This is a genomic window from Segatella copri (genome assembly GCF_009494835.1).
GTDB lineage: Bacteria > Bacteroidota > Bacteroidia > Bacteroidales > Bacteroidaceae > Prevotella > Prevotella copri_F.
On the sequence record NZ_VZBE01000055.1, the window covers coordinates 88,392 to 102,390 of the forward strand.

The following is a 13,999-nucleotide window of genomic DNA, read 5'->3' on the forward strand; positions in this document are numbered from 1 at the left end:
ATAGAGGATTAAAACCAGCATCTATCATCTAGTTCAAATCTTCTTTCATCACCTTACCAGATGCAGACATCTAAGAAAAGGCTAAAGCTAATCTTTGCATCTTATCAGTATTACCCATAGCTACATCACCTAACTATTTCAATGTTGGCAAAACCCTTTCATAGCTTATACCAAAACTAAGCATAGTCTATGCAGCTTTAGCTAATCCCTCAGTATCATAAGGAGTTTTAGCTCCATATTCCTTCAACTGGTTTACTAAAGAAGAAGCCTTTTCACTACTATTTAATAAGGTAGTGAATGATACTTCTAATGATTCTATCTTACTTCTGGCTTCTATAGCTTTAGTTCCAATCTCCTTAACTGCTGTAGCTATAGCTAGTGGTGCTAGATACTTTGCACCCATGCTAACTAAGGAACTTCTAATATTGTTGATAGATAAAGATGCACTATTAGAAGAACTTCGTAAATTTCTAATCTGTTGCTAACAGTCCTATAACTGATTTCTGAACTGTTGATTTTCAAGTAATATTCTTGTTACAAAATCCGCTTGTGCCATTATTTATGTAGTTTTAAATAGTTTTCTGCTTTTATTCGTAACCTTTCTATATCCTCTTTACTTATGCTAGTATCTCCCTAGACTTCCTCCCATGGAAACCTTACTATATCCTACAGCTATAAACGCTTCTTACTATTTACCTAAGCAACCATATAGGCTATTAGTCTATTGGCTTCCCATAAGTCTTTATTAGCATAGTAAGAATATCTCATAGCAGCCCTAACTTCATACATTTCCATTTCATCTAAAACATACTTTGGATTATAATGAAGCTAGATAACTAAGATTGCATAAATTTCTGAGATACTCAACTTTTTTTTTCATCACTATCTTCTGGCTAAGTGAAAAGGTTATCTTTGCCCAAAGTCTCAGATGTGATAGTATTTAACTAAGCAATTATAGAAGGGTCATTATCTATAGCATCCAGAAAATCATCCCATGATAATGGTTTGTCTTTATTATTAGCTAATATCATGCTATATAAAAACAGATAGTTATCAAGTGTTGTTCTTATCTGGAATGCTTCACCTTTTATCTGTTCAAAGATAAATAAAGCTCTTATTGTATATCTAATTTCATATTCTGTATTATTGATTGTAATAGTCTTCATAGTCTGTATAAAATAAAAATAGCCCTCATGCCCTCATAGCTAAAGGCACAAAGGCTATATGGTTATAAAATTTAAACTTCTACTTTCTTTAAAGCACCAACACCAGTAAACTGTACTGTATATGTCGCATATTCTCCATTTGGTGCGTTAAGTTCTAAAGAGGTAATAATTACCTTACCTTCATAGTCTGGTTTACTAGCTGTCCATCCAGTTTCAGGCACATCAGTATCTGTTTCTTTCTTTTTGCTAAAGGTTGCTGATACTGGTGTTTTTGCTACCATTATATCAAACAAATCATCAAAGTTACTTCCTTTACCATCTATTGAATACATGTTTTCACTTTGTGCTGTCCAGCTTAATTTGCTAATCTCATTGCTAGCCCAATCACCACCACCTTCATCTTTATTAGAAGTGTCCTGAGTATCACCACTAATAGTTAATGTGTGTGAAGTTGCATAGGCTATTGATTTGCTGTTTAAAAACAGCATCATATCACCACCTTTTATTTTGCTCATTGTAGTTCTATTTTAAAAGTCAATGTCTATATAAACGTATCTTCTATATAATCTTCTGTTGCATCATCTATAACAATATCCTCTATAGCTATATCTGAATAAGTACCCTTTTTATGCTCCAAAGCTTTTCTAACCTTAATAGCTAAATCTATACTCTCTGAATAGTTAGAAGAAGCTATATTTATTTCTACAGAAACATTTTCATTAGTATTATCCTTAGTGCTTTCAGGAGTTAATCCAGTTCTCTTATAAATGATGAATGGGAATGTAGTACCTTCATCAGCTATTAGGGGATAAATCTTCTTATCTATATCTATACTAGTCTGTAGTATAGTATATATTGCTTTTCCTATATTTAAACTATCCATCATCTGTTATTAGCCGCTCTTAATATTGATTCCTTTAACATCTAATTCATGCTTTCAAATATAGAAGTTTCAGAAGTCCTTTTAGCTTTATCAAAGAAATATGCACTTCTTATTCTTCCTCTGTTTCCACCCCTACCAGTTCTTCTAAGATGCCGGACGTCAATATAGCCGGTTATTCTATGTCCTTTGGTACGTCTTAAAGCAGTTCCTTTCTCAAAAAACTTCAAACGGAAATCACCCATGATATGCACCTTAGCGACATTAGCCCCATTCTCTTTAACTAGTTTGCACTTAACACCAGACTATAGGGATTTTCCATATCTAACAGACCTCTTATTAGAGTTCCTAACCACTCTTTTCAGCTAGTTTCTAGTAGCCTTAACTAACATGTTTCCAGCCTTTCTTAGTGTCTATTTAAAAGCCTTATCCTATTCCCTGCTAGTTAGTCTGCTAAACAAAGCCTAAACCTAGCTATCATCAATATCAATCATTAATTAATTCTGTTCTAATGATGATGCTTTGCTTATCTCTATCTGGTTCTACTGATAGGATTCTATAAAGTTTTCCCTTCCACTATATCCTATCTTTTTCATCTATGTTATGATAATACCTAATAGTGAATATCTTAGTATAGTTAAAAACTATCTCACCATTCTCAGTGTCTCTATTACCTGATTCAAACTACACATCTGAGCGTGTTGTTATATAGTCTGTCCACTGAGTACCATTAGCCCCATATTCATTCTATGATATTGTTGGCTTCTATATGGTTATTACCTCTTTTAATCTACCAGCATTCATCTTACCTAAAAATTACGGTTAAGGTTTACTAGGTATTTGAAAGAATAGGGTACATCTGATATACTTGAATAAGTAGTAGCTTCCCTATTTGCATATAGATTTCCAACTAATAGAAGAATGGAATGAATAACAGAAGGTGGCAATTTACCACCTTCCATTTGTTCATTCAAAGCTATGTCGGTATTCTTTTCTATAGCATCTTCCGCCACTAATATCAGACTGTTTATATAGCTATCATCATCCTTAAATGAATCATCTATATTCAGATGCTTCTTTGCTTCTTCAAGTGTTACATACATAGCTTTTATACAGACTAAAATTACTTCAATACCTTCTTTACAAAAGATGCTGCTCTTTGTGGCTTAGCATCAAAATAAGCATTTACTACCAGTCTGATTTTACCGTTAGCTGCTTGTGTATAAGGATCTACGGTTAAATCAATTCCTCCCCATTGTCCGATTACCAAATCATTAAAGTTACCTAAAATAAGTCCTTTCTTAGCCATGCCGTTAGTAACTAACACTGGATAACCATCAACTTCACCGCTATCCATCAACATTCTAACATCTGATTTAGTACCACCAATAGCAGTAGTTTTCAAAGTAGCCTTAGCATAAGGGGATGCAATAAATGTAATATTACCACTAACATTAGCTTCCTCTAACTTCTGTTCCATGGCTACAATATCCTTATAAGTAATATCTGCTTCATCAGCTACAACTGCATTAAACAAACCAGCTGGCTTTGTAGTACTACCAGCCTCAGCACCTAAGATAGTAGCTTCAAGTTTGTTACTAATTGCATCTACAATATCTTTTCTAAGCAAAGCTTCTGCTGAAACAGAATCCTGAATAAGGAACTGCTTAGAAATATCTACATAAGCTGTTAATCTCTTTGGGCTAAGTTCTACTTCTCCAAAAGTACCAGCACCATCAGCAGCAGCATCAACTTCACCAGCCCAACCTACTGTAGAACCATCATAAGTAGGAATTGAAACGTTACCTACTAAACCAGTCATAAAGTTAGCACCAGCAGTACTAATTTATCTCTAAGTGGTGCTAAGATATTCAACTTATCTTCTGCTACAATCTCCTAGCCATGGTCTGCTACGGTTGCCTGCACATCTGCTCTTTCTTCTACTGGAAGGATAATCTAGCCACTATAACTTTGTCCTGATTTACGCATTTCAGCGATACCAGCATTTACTACCTATTGGCTTCTTTCGTCTAACTGTTGGTTATTAGCAATAGCTCTAACAGCCTTTAAAAGTGAAAAAGTTTCTTTCTTCATTGTTTCTTTTTTATTCAATTTCTGATTTAACTATCTAATTTCATTCTCTGTATCTGCTATCTGTTTACACAAATCATTGTATTCTCTTTCTTCATCTGTAGTTAGCTTTCTGGATTCATGCTTTCCCTGATTGATAATATTTTGTGCTTTTAACTACAGCTGTTCCTTCTTATCTATTAATTCTATTGAGTTCATTTTAGTTTTGCTTCAAGTTCCTGATAATATTCATCTATTTCCTTCTGTTCTTTCTGTTTCAATTCATCCAGCCCTCTTGTGTTTACTGTAGTAGAAGAATAAGCAGCCTTATATACTGGTGATACATCAAATAGCTCATTAATGCTATTTATGGTTCTAAGATAGCTTCCATCCTCCCTTTTCTACCATGAATCACTTTTTACAGTAAAAGCAAAAGAACTAGTAGAAATATCTCCTCTTCTAAGTCCTTCCAGCAGTTCGTCACCCAAAGCTGTATTAGGTGCTTCAAAGCTGTATTTCAAACCTCTATCATCAATAGATAAAGTTAAGCTACCTACACCTTTGTTACTCCTAGCTAATACACCCTTATCTTCATTGTGATTAAGTAAGCAAAGCACATCAGATTTTTCTATGATGCCATCTAAAGCACTTCTACTTATTATCTCATGGAATCCACCTAAATCATTAGATAAGCTATCAAATACAATAGCATATCCTTCTACTGTTCTTCCCTCTAAACTGGAAACATCACCCAAGTTTCTAATTTCCTTCATTTAGCTTTTCTTTGATTGTATTAGTATTGTCTGGATTATCAGAAGTAGCTTTCTTCAATGTCTGTATATTAACCTATACAAATGAATTGTCTCCATCTGGTAAAGCAGGTAAATCTAGCTCTTTTCTTATCTCGTTAGTTGTTATAGCACCAATCTAGAATAATGTGTTATAGTAGTTAGCCAAAGATTGCTTATCTACTCTTAACAAAGGTGCTGTAGAAAATCTAACATCTATGCTATCTCTTTCACTAGGCTTATATAGCTTTCTGACAAATTCACCTTCAAACTTTTCTAGTAAAGGCTGCAAAGTATCTGTTAAGAAGGCTATCTACATCTATTCTATAGTATTGTAGCTACTCTTTGATAAATCAAAAGCCTTTACTGGCGATACTCCAAAGAATCTACAAATATCAATCACATTAAACTATCTAGTTTCCAATAGCTATGCGTCAGATGGATTTACCGTTACAGCTTGAAAATCCAAATCTGCATCCAGCACAGCCACACCGTTAGGCGTACCAGTATTACCACTAAAAGCACTGTTCCAGCTTGATTTAAGTGTTTCCTTCTATTTAGAAGTTAGAGGTGAAGAACTTTTAAGAATACCAGCACAGTTAGCACCACCTTTAAAGAATCCCTCAGCGTTTTCTTCTGCATCCATGGCTAAACCTAATGTTTTTCTAGCATAGGCTAAAGTAGATATACCTTCATAGCCATCATTGGTAAAATTCAGGATATGAATCATATTGCAATCTTCTACAACATTCTTCATTCCAGTAATATTATAGCTAATAGTATCCCTAATAGTTTGTGGCTTTAGTATTGTAACCAGTTCTGTAGGTATATAATAAAGAGCTTTAGCGTTTCCTCTTTCATCCCTATCTATATAAGCATAAGCATTACCAGTAAGAAGCATACTTATCACCATAGTTTTCATAAAGGTGAACTTACTCATGTTCTGATTCGGTTCACGGTTTAAAAGATTGTAAGTAGGGTGCTCAGTGTATTTCATCTTATATCCTAGCTAATCTACCCTATAAGGTTCTAGTGGTAACTAAGCTATTGAATCAGATATAACTTCAACACATCTATAAACAGCAGATAACAGCATAGCCTTATTATTAGCATAACTACTAGCACTGTTATAAGATAAGAAATCACCAAATAAAGCCCTTTGCTCTGGTTTTTCCTTTTGCCAAAATTTCCATTTCATATTATAAATATTTCTTTTCCGTTATTTGGGTTTTGCAAGTAACATCCTAAAGCTGTTATCATTGCTATCACACCATCTATTTTCATCTGCTTCTATGTCTTAATTGGTTTGACATTCTCATTATGATCTTCTTTAATATGCACATTAGAGAAACACCATCTAGTTATTTCATTGTTATCTATAACTACCTTACCTGATAAAATCAATCTTTCAAGTTCCTTTGTAGGCTAGTTAAAGTTACCTATGCTCTAGCTATATTCTTCCAGTGGTAAACCTTCTTCTGTAGCCTAGATAGCCCACTAAGTAGCATTCCACTTATCATAGCCTACCTTCTGGATGCTAACAGTTTCAATCCATTTAAGCATATCCCTAGTTATATAATCATAGTCTGTAACATTACCACTAGTTATATTTAATTGATGCTGATTTCTCCATAGTCTATATTTCTCCCTATTGCTATTGTTTACTAAGCATGATTCAGGTAAATAATAGTAGTTCTTAAAGTAATAGATACCATCCTTAACCACTAAATAGCTTACAGCAGTTAAATCACTGGTAGCTGATAAATCCACACCTATATAACAAAGTTCATCCTAGAAACTAGCTAGATTTACATTCTTAGTGCTGTTCACAATATTACTATCAGATAACCAGACTTCAGAAGAATCACACCATAGATTAAGGGTTTTAGTCTTTACTCCAACTTCTTCAGATGGATTATTAAGTGCTGATTTTACCTATTCCTTAATATACTTCTTAGTTACAGTTACATCCATATTAGGGGTACATTTCACCCAGTTATCTTCATCTGTCCAATCATCATTATCATCCATAGAATAGATAGCTATAAACATACTATCATCTTCTTTCAGTTTATGAAGAATCTCTATAGCAGTACTTCTTAGCTAATAGCAGGGCAAAGTTTTATCAAATCCAGCAGTAGTTATAGTGCAAAGATGTGGATTCTGTCGCATACCCATAGAAGACTTAATTACATCCCTAACCTTACTATTCTTAGCTGCGTGATATTCGTCAATTAAGCCAAATGAAGCATTAAAGCCATCAAGCTTAGAAGCATCAGCAGCAAACACTTTTAACTAAGAAGCATTCACATTAAACTTAATTCCCTTTAAATGTGAAGTAAGATATTTGCCACTAGGGTCTAACTGTTTGGCAAACTCATAACAAAATTCAAAGGCTATCTTAGCCTATTCTCTAGAGTTTGCAGCTAAATCTACCTCAGCACCATCTTCACCATCAGCTATCAGGAAATATAGGCACAAAGCAGCAGCTAGGGCTGTCTTTCCATTCTTTCTTGAAACTTCAATATAACTACTGGAAAACCTTCTATCATTAGTACCCTTCCAGTAAAAGCCAACTATATTAGCTACTACAAACTGCTACCATGGTTCTAGTAAGAAGTTCTAACCAGATGCTTTTCCCTTAAAGTGTTTCATTGTACTTATAAAGCTAATAGCCCTATCTACTACTGATTCCCTAAACTCTAAATCATCCCTATTTAAATCTTCCTAGAATCTCTAGCAGGCTAACTAGATATTAGCTCCAGTAACAACATTGCCACTAAGTACATCATCCACATATTTATAGTATGGCTTCATAAATCATATACATATTTAATCTAATAACCATCAGCTTTCTTTATATTGGGATAATGCTCCTATAAGAATGCCCATTTTCTTGTTCCATGCCTATGCCACATAGTTATGGGATGCACTCTTTCACCAGTTTCCAATATGTAGAAATCAGACTTAATCTTATCTATTTGCCTATAGTTAGCAGCTTTATAAATAGTACCTTCATTTCCTACATCGCTACTATTATCTGAATAACTAATTAAATGCTTAATCTCTGGATGCACCTTCTTTAAATAATGATGCAGCAGGGATATAGTTATAGTTTCACTGAATTTAGGCATTTCATCACTTAGCCACATTCTATCAAACTCCCTAACTTCATCAGGATTATAGTTTCCCTTCTTTCTAGGATTAGTACCATAGCCAATTTGTAAAGCACCTGATACTTTGCCTTCATAATAAACTAAGAAAGATAAAAAGCTATTTCTAGTTACTTTGTGGCTGTAGTGATTAGCAATAATAATAGGGTCTGCATCTTTCTTTTTGCAAACTCTTATCTAGATGTTTTTGGCTTTGGCTTCATAGCCTATAATCTTACCATCATCATCTAATATAGCAGTCTTCTTTAGCTTTGTCATTATCTAACCTCCTTACTGTTCTTAACAAACTACTCCAGGGGTGATAGTTCCTTATCCCCACTATTTAATTTGGCTATCTTAGTTCTATCCTTAGCAGTTAAACCAAACTTTTCCATCACCTTCATAGCCTGAATCTAAGCATCTTTAGCTATCTTAATAGCTGGGTGTGGTGCTATGTTTCCTCTATCAGAAACTACTGTTAAACCATCTTTTTCTAATTGTTTGCTAGCTTTGATAAACATGCTGTAATTTCTTGCCAACATAGTTAAAGCAGCGTTATCTACATCCTTCATCAGTGAATTATCTTCAAGCATAAGAATCACATCTTTCATATAATCCTTAGCTTCTTTCTCAATGTCTGTAGGTATTTTAAAATTATTGTTCATTCTACTTAAATTTTAGTCTGTATAATTATCTGATTTTTTCTTTTTCTACTAATATCCAGTACTTTGTCACACAAATAAAAAATGTCTCACAATATTTTTGGATTCAAAATTTTATGTATATAATTAGGTATAACTTAATAATTAATCAAACCATGAAAATAACAAAGAAAGAAACTAGAGTATCTGTAAGAATCACACCTTATCAGGAAACACAACTGGATTTAATCAGTGAAAAGTTAGGCATAAAAAGAAGCACATTAGTTAGATACGCAATAGATAATTTAATCAGTAGTTATAATGATTTACAACTGGAGCAAATATAGAAGGAAACAGAATAATCTGGATAAATCTGAGTATAACTATATGGTTAATGAAGCTATCACCAAACATTATAGATACTTGCATAGTAGGCTAGTTAAAGTAGATGATGATGAAGCTACTTTTAATGATGCCTATTTAATGCTTACCAGAAAGTATAATCCAGAATAGGATTTCATAGATTAGTTTATCAAAGCCTTCAACTAGTTAAAAGGTGAATATCAAAGGGATGATAAATGTTATAACTATGCAGAAACAAAGGTGGAATATTATACAGATTATATAATGCCAATAGTAGAAAAGAAAGAAGCACCTATACAATAGATAAAACCTAATAACCTAATAGAATCCATTAAGAAATATGCCATATCTGAGAAAAAGCGCAAAGAACAAAATAAAGCAAGTAAAAAGAAAAGAAAGATAGGAAATCTATCAAAGTAAGAAATGGAAAATGCTAAGATTATCCTATTTAATGCAGCATCCACTTTGTGAAGTATGTCTTTCAAAGGGTATAGTAAAAGCTGCTATCGACGTACATCATAAAGATTCATTTCTTAACTATTTCGGGGATAAAAGAATAGAGGTAGCCTATAACTATGATAATCTGCTGGCTGTCTGTAAACAGTGCCATGCCGACATTCACAAAAACGGTACTTCACATGGCTAACCTACATTCCCTGCATCATGCAGGATAAAGAGATCCCCCAAAAGGGCTAATCCCGACTGAATTTTAAAAAAGTTTATTTTTTATTTTGAGTAGCCAAAAATTATATATATAATTGTCCAGAAAGCAAGAGGAAAAACACTGTCATGGATTTTTGTCGTAAATGATTAATTTTTAGAGGATTTGTTACTAGCAGGGAAATAGGGCTTGAAATATAGCCCTTTTCTTTAAGTCTCAATGTCTAAAAAAATAGGAATCTGAAATAATGAAGTTAGATGTATTTTTATATCAATTTCCCATTTCTTTCCGCTAGTTTATCCCATATCTTTCCTACACTTATCCCATTTCCTTCCGCTCTAATAATATAGTAATATAGATAATATAATAAGACTTTCAATTTTTCTAGCGAAAAATCAAAGTCAATATTTTAACAAAACATACATATATGATAATTTACAAGCCTTTAAACAAAATTTTTCGCAATCGCCTAGAACTGAAAGTAGCTATAGGACATGGCAATTTAAACAGATTAATTAAAAATTCATCAGATGATTTAATATACACAAATAATGAAGACTTATTAGCTAACTATGAGTACTTTTATTCAAATCCCATCAAACCTAATAAACCTAACATCAAGAAGTAAGTTTATAGAAATCTATTCCTACTTACTAATCAGAAGCCAAATTAAAGATAACAGTTACAAAGCATCCATTTCAGAAAAGGAACTGGCTCAACTAACAAATACATCAGATAGAACAATCAGAAACTATTTAGATAACCTTAAACCATTCTTTGAATATGTCACATTATACAAAGGAAATGGCAAATATCCATATAATGTGTATCAGTTTACTAAGTTAGAAAAAGATTTCTCTATAGTGTTGCCTGAATTAATTACTGATTCAGAACTTACAGCAGAAGAAAAAGGAATCCTGATAAAAATCAAACTCCAGTGCTGCAAAGGTACTAACTATATAAGATACAATTCTAAAGCAGACTTAACTTCAATCATTGGTATCAGCAAAAACTTAATAGCTAAAAAGTTAAAGCAATTAGAGGAAAAAGGGCATATCTGTTATATAGGTAATAGCCTACAGTTATCCACTAAATATTTTCCTTTAAGTCTAGTTAAAGGTGATTCTGTTGATGCTGTAAAAAACTTCTTATATGAAACAATCTATAAATACTGTATAGTTAATAAGACTATACCACCACTAAGAGATAACAAAGCACTTAACTATTTAATAGCTAAGTTCCCAAATACAGATGATTCATTTGCTGAAATATTAGCTAAGAAATGCCAAACTTTACCAGCAGACATTTCATTAGATTACTTTGTAAAGGCATTAACAAATAACAATATAGATAGAACAAAACAATCATGCACATTTATACTATGATTCAAGAATTAAATAGACTGTTCCCAACTGGCACAAGAATAAGCAACAAAGAACTAAAGATAAGACTACAGCAGCTATATAATAAGTATAGCATTGATGCAGTAGCTAAAGCTGTAGATATAACTAGATATGGGTATAAAGCTAAAGCTATTAAGATTCCTACAAATGAAGGTAGATTAAACGGATTAGAACTAACTATAATTAAATAACATGGAAAACAAAGAACTATACACTAAACTGGATAACTTAGAAGCTATGATATATGAGATTAAAAAGAATCAGCTACAGCTTCTATAGTTAATGATTCAGATAAATAGACATAAGTAATAGTCATAGCACTCAGATGATACCATTAATCAGATACAACAGTAACAAACTTTAAAAAGTAAAAATTATGATTTACAATCCAAACGCACAAGAATCAGAAAGAAAAGGTAGAAACATATTTCAAACATTAGCAGATTAGATAGGCTGGTAGATAGACTATACAGATACAGAATTTTGTGATATTGATTTACACATTAAATGCACTAGTAAAGATGGAAGGAATATCTAGGCTGCTGGTGAAATAAAGAATAGGGATGCTAGTGCTATCAAATACCCTACACACATCATAGAAATACATAAGATTAAGGCTTTACTAGCAGACAATAAAGATATAGCCATGTTCATTAACATCTTTGGGGATGATATATTTATATATAATGTGGTGAAACTAGCTAGGATGATTAAGCATGGTGATATAAAACCATATAATAAGTATCTACCAAATAACAACAGTTCAAATAGATAGTTTATACCTAGATTGATTATAGAGGTATCTAAAGATTTAGCAGCACATTTTTAGAAAGTTAACGGAATCTGGAAAAGAATAAAATGATATACATCTTATTTATATTTTATATAATGATAATCCTTCATCTATTAGTTAGAATGATGGTTAATGTCATAGATAATAAGCCTATTTTAGATGGCACAGAAATAGATATAGAGATAGCAGGTAAGGTCGCAATATTAGCTACAATCATCATACTTTTAGTTAGTCTGATTTAAGCGTAGCGGGTAGTGTAATTTAAACTGTGTCAAATAACTTTTATTGTAACTTGACACAGTTTAGTTTACACTCTCAACTATTCTTCTTCATCAGATTCTTCTTCATCCTCGTATTGGGATTTTCCTTCTGAATATCCTTCATCATAGCCACATTCATAACCTTCTTGGTACTTTGTTTCATAGTAATCATAGTAACTACTAGAATCATCATAGTTTGCACCGTGCCTATAGCCATTTCTACCATCATCCATACCTTGTTCATACCCATCATCATACCCTTCATCATAGGCATCATCTGGTTTTTTAGTACTACTATGTCTTACTGGTTCAATTTGTTGTACTGGGTCAAAAAATGTAGGTGTATAGTTAGATGGTGGGGTATAGGGTACGCTAGTCTGAGTAGCAGGAGTTGTGTTACTACTGCCACCAGAACTGTTTTGGGAATTATTCATAGCTATCCAAGCTACTGCACCAATAGCCATTAACAAAAAGTAGCAGCCACATCCATTATTATCATTCATTTTCTTTTTCTTCTTTACCTATTTTATTAGAATCCTCACTTGTAAAAATATATCTAAGACTGTTTTTAATTAGATATACACCACTTATAGCCATTAAACCTAAATAAATAGGAGCAGCAGACATTCCACCTCCACCATTTCCAGAATAGTCATTAGTCCAATTTGCAGACAAATCTGATAATCTTGCAAAATGGCTATTAGAATCAAATAGGCACAAAACAAATGCTATTACGCCTAATATAGGTGGAATCAGAAAGAATATTCCTAAAATACATTCCACTCTTTTCTCTTTTAAAATTGCTTCATTTTCCATACTTTTTAAACTATTTAAATTCTACTTAAAAACTCTATTTCACTAAGAATCTCTATATCTTGCCCTTTATCTAATAAGGCTTTGGCTTTCTCTTGTTTTTTACTCATTCCATCCTCTCCAACAACACGATAATCTTGCTGTCCAACTACTAACACTTCTGTCTTCTTAGTTACAGAATCAGAAGGAATACCACCAACATCTTTAATCTTCTGTAGCAGTTCCTTTCTAGTGCCATAGCTACAAGTTCCAGTAAAGCAAACATTCTTACCATAGAAGTAGTTACCTTCATCTGCTAATTCTGGATGCTCCTCCAAACTTTCTAACATTTCTGTTTTACTCTTCTTATTTATAGCTAAATGTGCTATGAAGGTATCAGGTGCAAATTTACCTCTATGAAAATGGTACTTTTCTTCCAGTTCCTCCAGAGTGCTACCATCCATATCTAAGCACTTCAATAACAATTTAGCGCAACCTGCTGAATCATTATCAGCTTTATGATGTCCATCAAACTCTATACCTAGATATTTCAGTACCACATCTAAAGAATAGCTATAGCAGCCTTTAACTATGTATCTAGCGATTCTCAAAGTACAAAAGTAATCAAATGTAGGATATTCTATCTGATAGTTATCTAAGGCATCACGCAAAGCATACATATCAAATGAAGTATTGTGTGCTACTACAATCTTATCCTTTAAATATGGATATACCTCTTTCCATACATCAGGAAATTCAGGGCTATTCTCGGTGTCTTCTGGTTTGATACCGTGAATATGTATATTGAAGGCATCATAGTCGTTTCCTTCTGGTTGTACGAGCCAACTTTTAGAAGGTTGTAAGATGCCATCTACTACTTCTGTTATACCAATTTGGCAGATGCTACTTCTATCTGCATTGGCGGTTTCAAAATCTATAGCAACAAAATTATTCATATTGCTTTGAATTGTTAGTTTGTAAATATGTCGCAAAAGTAACGAAAATATTGCTACTATAGAAATGCTAGCCA

General features: G+C 33.0%; 19 protein-coding genes and 1 pseudogene. 4 read left to right on the plus strand and 16 right to left on the minus strand.

The window, feature by feature from the left end:
- Window positions 1-187 precede the first annotated feature (187 nt).
- From F7D47_RS07700 to F7D47_RS07750, 13 genes and pseudogenes are all read right to left on the minus strand, one after another.
- Window positions 188-403, minus strand: a complete 216-nt coding sequence (locus tag F7D47_RS07700; RefSeq protein WP_153086119.1) for a hypothetical protein — start codon at window positions 401-403, stop codon at window positions 188-190.
- A 541-nt stretch (window positions 404-944) separates the two neighbouring features.
- Entirely contained in the window at window positions 945-1,166 is a 222-nt protein-coding gene (locus F7D47_RS07705) for a hypothetical protein (protein ID WP_153086120.1), read from the minus strand.
- A 71-nt stretch (window positions 1,167-1,237) separates the two neighbouring features.
- On the minus strand, window positions 1,238-1,681 hold the full coding sequence (locus F7D47_RS07710) for a phage tail tube protein (protein WP_153086121.1): 444 nt from the start codon (window positions 1,679-1,681) through the stop codon (window positions 1,238-1,240).
- Between the two features lie 26 nt (window positions 1,682-1,707).
- The gene (gp17, locus tag F7D47_RS07715) at window positions 1,708-2,052 is read right to left on the minus strand and encodes a tail completion protein gp17 (RefSeq protein WP_153086122.1); all 345 of its coding nucleotides are present in this window, start codon (window positions 2,050-2,052) and stop codon (window positions 1,708-1,710) included.
- A gap of 803 nt (window positions 2,053-2,855) precedes the next feature.
- Entirely contained in the window at window positions 2,856-3,149 is a 294-nt protein-coding gene (locus tag F7D47_RS07720) for a head-tail connector protein (protein WP_153086123.1), read from the minus strand.
- Window positions 3,150-3,169: 20 nt separating this feature from the next.
- Window positions 3,170-3,868 (minus strand): phage major capsid protein, encoded by a 699-nt coding sequence (locus F7D47_RS14920; RefSeq protein ID WP_228113400.1) that lies wholly within the window; start codon window positions 3,866-3,868, stop codon window positions 3,170-3,172.
- Between the two features lie 649 nt (window positions 3,869-4,517).
- On the minus strand, window positions 4,518-4,889 hold the full coding sequence (locus F7D47_RS07730) for an HK97 family phage prohead protease (protein WP_316209963.1): 372 nt from the start codon (window positions 4,887-4,889) through the stop codon (window positions 4,518-4,520).
- Between the two features lie 568 nt (window positions 4,890-5,457).
- Entirely contained in the window at window positions 5,458-5,901 is a 444-nt protein-coding gene (locus F7D47_RS14925) for a phage portal protein (protein WP_228113401.1), read from the minus strand.
- A 42-nt stretch (window positions 5,902-5,943) separates the two neighbouring features.
- Window positions 5,944-6,102, minus strand: coding sequence for a hypothetical protein (locus tag F7D47_RS14930; RefSeq protein WP_228113402.1), 159 nt, complete (start codon window positions 6,100-6,102; stop codon window positions 5,944-5,946).
- A gap of 299 nt (window positions 6,103-6,401) precedes the next feature.
- A complete protein-coding gene (locus tag F7D47_RS15095) occupies window positions 6,402-6,680 on the minus strand; it encodes a terminase TerL endonuclease subunit (protein ID WP_367379483.1) in 279 nt (92 codons plus the stop codon).
- 327 nt (window positions 6,681-7,007) lie between these two features.
- A pseudogene (locus F7D47_RS15100) lies at window positions 7,008-7,484 on the minus strand (terminase large subunit domain-containing protein).
- 296 nt (window positions 7,485-7,780) lie between these two features.
- Window positions 7,781-8,056, minus strand: a complete 276-nt coding sequence (locus tag F7D47_RS07745; protein WP_153086124.1) for a hypothetical protein — start codon at window positions 8,054-8,056, stop codon at window positions 7,781-7,783.
- A 413-nt stretch (window positions 8,057-8,469) separates the two neighbouring features.
- Window positions 8,470-8,721, minus strand: a complete 252-nt coding sequence (locus F7D47_RS07750) for a P27 family phage terminase small subunit (protein ID WP_228113403.1) — start codon at window positions 8,719-8,721, stop codon at window positions 8,470-8,472.
- Between the two features lie 152 nt (window positions 8,722-8,873).
- Between F7D47_RS07750 and F7D47_RS15105 the strand changes: the two genes are divergently transcribed.
- From F7D47_RS15105 to F7D47_RS07770, 4 genes are all read left to right on the plus strand, one after another.
- Window positions 8,874-9,044, plus strand: coding sequence for a ribbon-helix-helix domain-containing protein (locus tag F7D47_RS15105; RefSeq protein ID WP_194252619.1), 171 nt, complete (start codon window positions 8,874-8,876; stop codon window positions 9,042-9,044).
- 467 nt (window positions 9,045-9,511) lie between these two features.
- Window positions 9,512-9,706, plus strand: coding sequence for an HNH endonuclease signature motif containing protein (locus F7D47_RS15110; protein WP_367379484.1), 195 nt, complete (start codon window positions 9,512-9,514; stop codon window positions 9,704-9,706).
- 587 nt (window positions 9,707-10,293) lie between these two features.
- The gene (locus F7D47_RS07765; protein WP_153086127.1) at window positions 10,294-11,106 is read left to right on the plus strand and encodes a hypothetical protein; all 813 of its coding nucleotides are present in this window, start codon (window positions 10,294-10,296) and stop codon (window positions 11,104-11,106) included.
- The gene (locus F7D47_RS07770; protein WP_153086128.1) at window positions 11,103-11,315 is read left to right on the plus strand and encodes a hypothetical protein; all 213 of its coding nucleotides are present in this window, start codon (window positions 11,103-11,105) and stop codon (window positions 11,313-11,315) included. The genes F7D47_RS07765 and F7D47_RS07770 overlap by 4 nt, the downstream gene beginning before the upstream one ends.
- A gap of 921 nt (window positions 11,316-12,236) precedes the next feature.
- Here F7D47_RS07770 and F7D47_RS07775 read toward each other — a convergent pair.
- Genes F7D47_RS07775 through F7D47_RS07785 form a run of 3 tightly spaced genes read right to left on the minus strand, consistent with a single transcriptional unit; the run spans window position 12,237 to window position 13,925 of the window.
- Window positions 12,237-12,680 (minus strand): hypothetical protein, encoded by a 444-nt coding sequence (locus F7D47_RS07775; RefSeq protein ID WP_153086129.1) that lies wholly within the window; start codon window positions 12,678-12,680, stop codon window positions 12,237-12,239.
- Window positions 12,673-12,993, minus strand: coding sequence for a hypothetical protein (locus tag F7D47_RS07780; RefSeq protein WP_153086130.1), 321 nt, complete (start codon window positions 12,991-12,993; stop codon window positions 12,673-12,675). The genes F7D47_RS07775 and F7D47_RS07780 overlap by 8 nt, the downstream gene beginning before the upstream one ends.
- A 14-nt stretch (window positions 12,994-13,007) precedes the next feature.
- Window positions 13,008-13,925, minus strand: a complete 918-nt coding sequence (locus F7D47_RS07785; protein ID WP_153086131.1) for an exonuclease domain-containing protein — start codon at window positions 13,923-13,925, stop codon at window positions 13,008-13,010.
- Window positions 13,926-13,999: the final 74 nt, after the last annotated feature.

What these genes read in the sequence shown, in the direction of transcription:
- F7D47_RS07700 (WP_153086119.1), bottom strand. Translation starts at nt 403, where the DNA reads ATGGGTGCAAAGTATCTAGCACCACTAGCTATAGCTACAGCAGTTAAG.
- F7D47_RS07705 (WP_153086120.1), bottom strand. Translation starts at nt 1,166, where the DNA reads ATGAAGACTATTACAATCAATAATACAGAATATGAAATTAGATATACA.
- F7D47_RS07710 (WP_153086121.1), bottom strand. Translation starts at nt 1,681, where the DNA reads ATGAGCAAAATAAAAGGTGGTGATATGATGCTGTTTTTAAACAGCAAA.
- gp17 (WP_153086122.1), bottom strand. Translation starts at nt 2,052, where the DNA reads ATGATGGATAGTTTAAATATAGGAAAAGCAATATATACTATACTACAG.
- F7D47_RS07720 (WP_153086123.1), bottom strand. Translation starts at nt 3,149, where the DNA reads ATGTATGTAACACTTGAAGAAGCAAAGAAGCATCTGAATATAGATGAT.
- F7D47_RS14920 (WP_228113400.1), bottom strand. Translation starts at nt 3,868, where the DNA reads ATGACTGGTTTAGTAGGTAACGTTTCAATTCCTACTTATGATGGTTCT.
- F7D47_RS07730 (WP_316209963.1), bottom strand. Translation starts at nt 4,889, where the DNA reads ATGAAGGAAATTAGAAACTTGGGTGATGTTTCCAGTTTAGAGGGAAGA.
- F7D47_RS14925 (WP_228113401.1), bottom strand. Translation starts at nt 5,901, where the DNA reads ATGAAATACACTGAGCACCCTACTTACAATCTTTTAAACCGTGAACCG.
- F7D47_RS14930 (WP_228113402.1), bottom strand. Translation starts at nt 6,102, where the DNA reads ATGAAATGGAAATTTTGGCAAAAGGAAAAACCAGAGCAAAGGGCTTTA.
- F7D47_RS07745 (WP_153086124.1), bottom strand. Translation starts at nt 8,056, where the DNA reads ATGTGGCTAAGTGATGAAATGCCTAAATTCAGTGAAACTATAACTATA.
- F7D47_RS07750 (WP_228113403.1), bottom strand. Translation starts at nt 8,721, where the DNA reads ATGAACAATAATTTTAAAATACCTACAGACATTGAGAAAGAAGCTAAG.
- F7D47_RS15105 (WP_194252619.1), top strand. Translation starts at nt 8,874, where the DNA reads ATGAAAATAACAAAGAAAGAAACTAGAGTATCTGTAAGAATCACACCT.
- F7D47_RS15110 (WP_367379484.1), top strand. Translation starts at nt 9,512, where the DNA reads ATGCAGCATCCACTTTGTGAAGTATGTCTTTCAAAGGGTATAGTAAAA.
- F7D47_RS07765 (WP_153086127.1), top strand. Translation starts at nt 10,294, where the DNA reads ATGAGTACTTTTATTCAAATCCCATCAAACCTAATAAACCTAACATCA.
- F7D47_RS07770 (WP_153086128.1), top strand. Translation starts at nt 11,103, where the DNA reads ATGATTCAAGAATTAAATAGACTGTTCCCAACTGGCACAAGAATAAGC.
- F7D47_RS07775 (WP_153086129.1), bottom strand. Translation starts at nt 12,680, where the DNA reads ATGAATGATAATAATGGATGTGGCTGCTACTTTTTGTTAATGGCTATT.
- F7D47_RS07780 (WP_153086130.1), bottom strand. Translation starts at nt 12,993, where the DNA reads ATGGAAAATGAAGCAATTTTAAAAGAGAAAAGAGTGGAATGTATTTTA.
- F7D47_RS07785 (WP_153086131.1), bottom strand. Translation starts at nt 13,925, where the DNA reads ATGAATAATTTTGTTGCTATAGATTTTGAAACCGCCAATGCAGATAGA.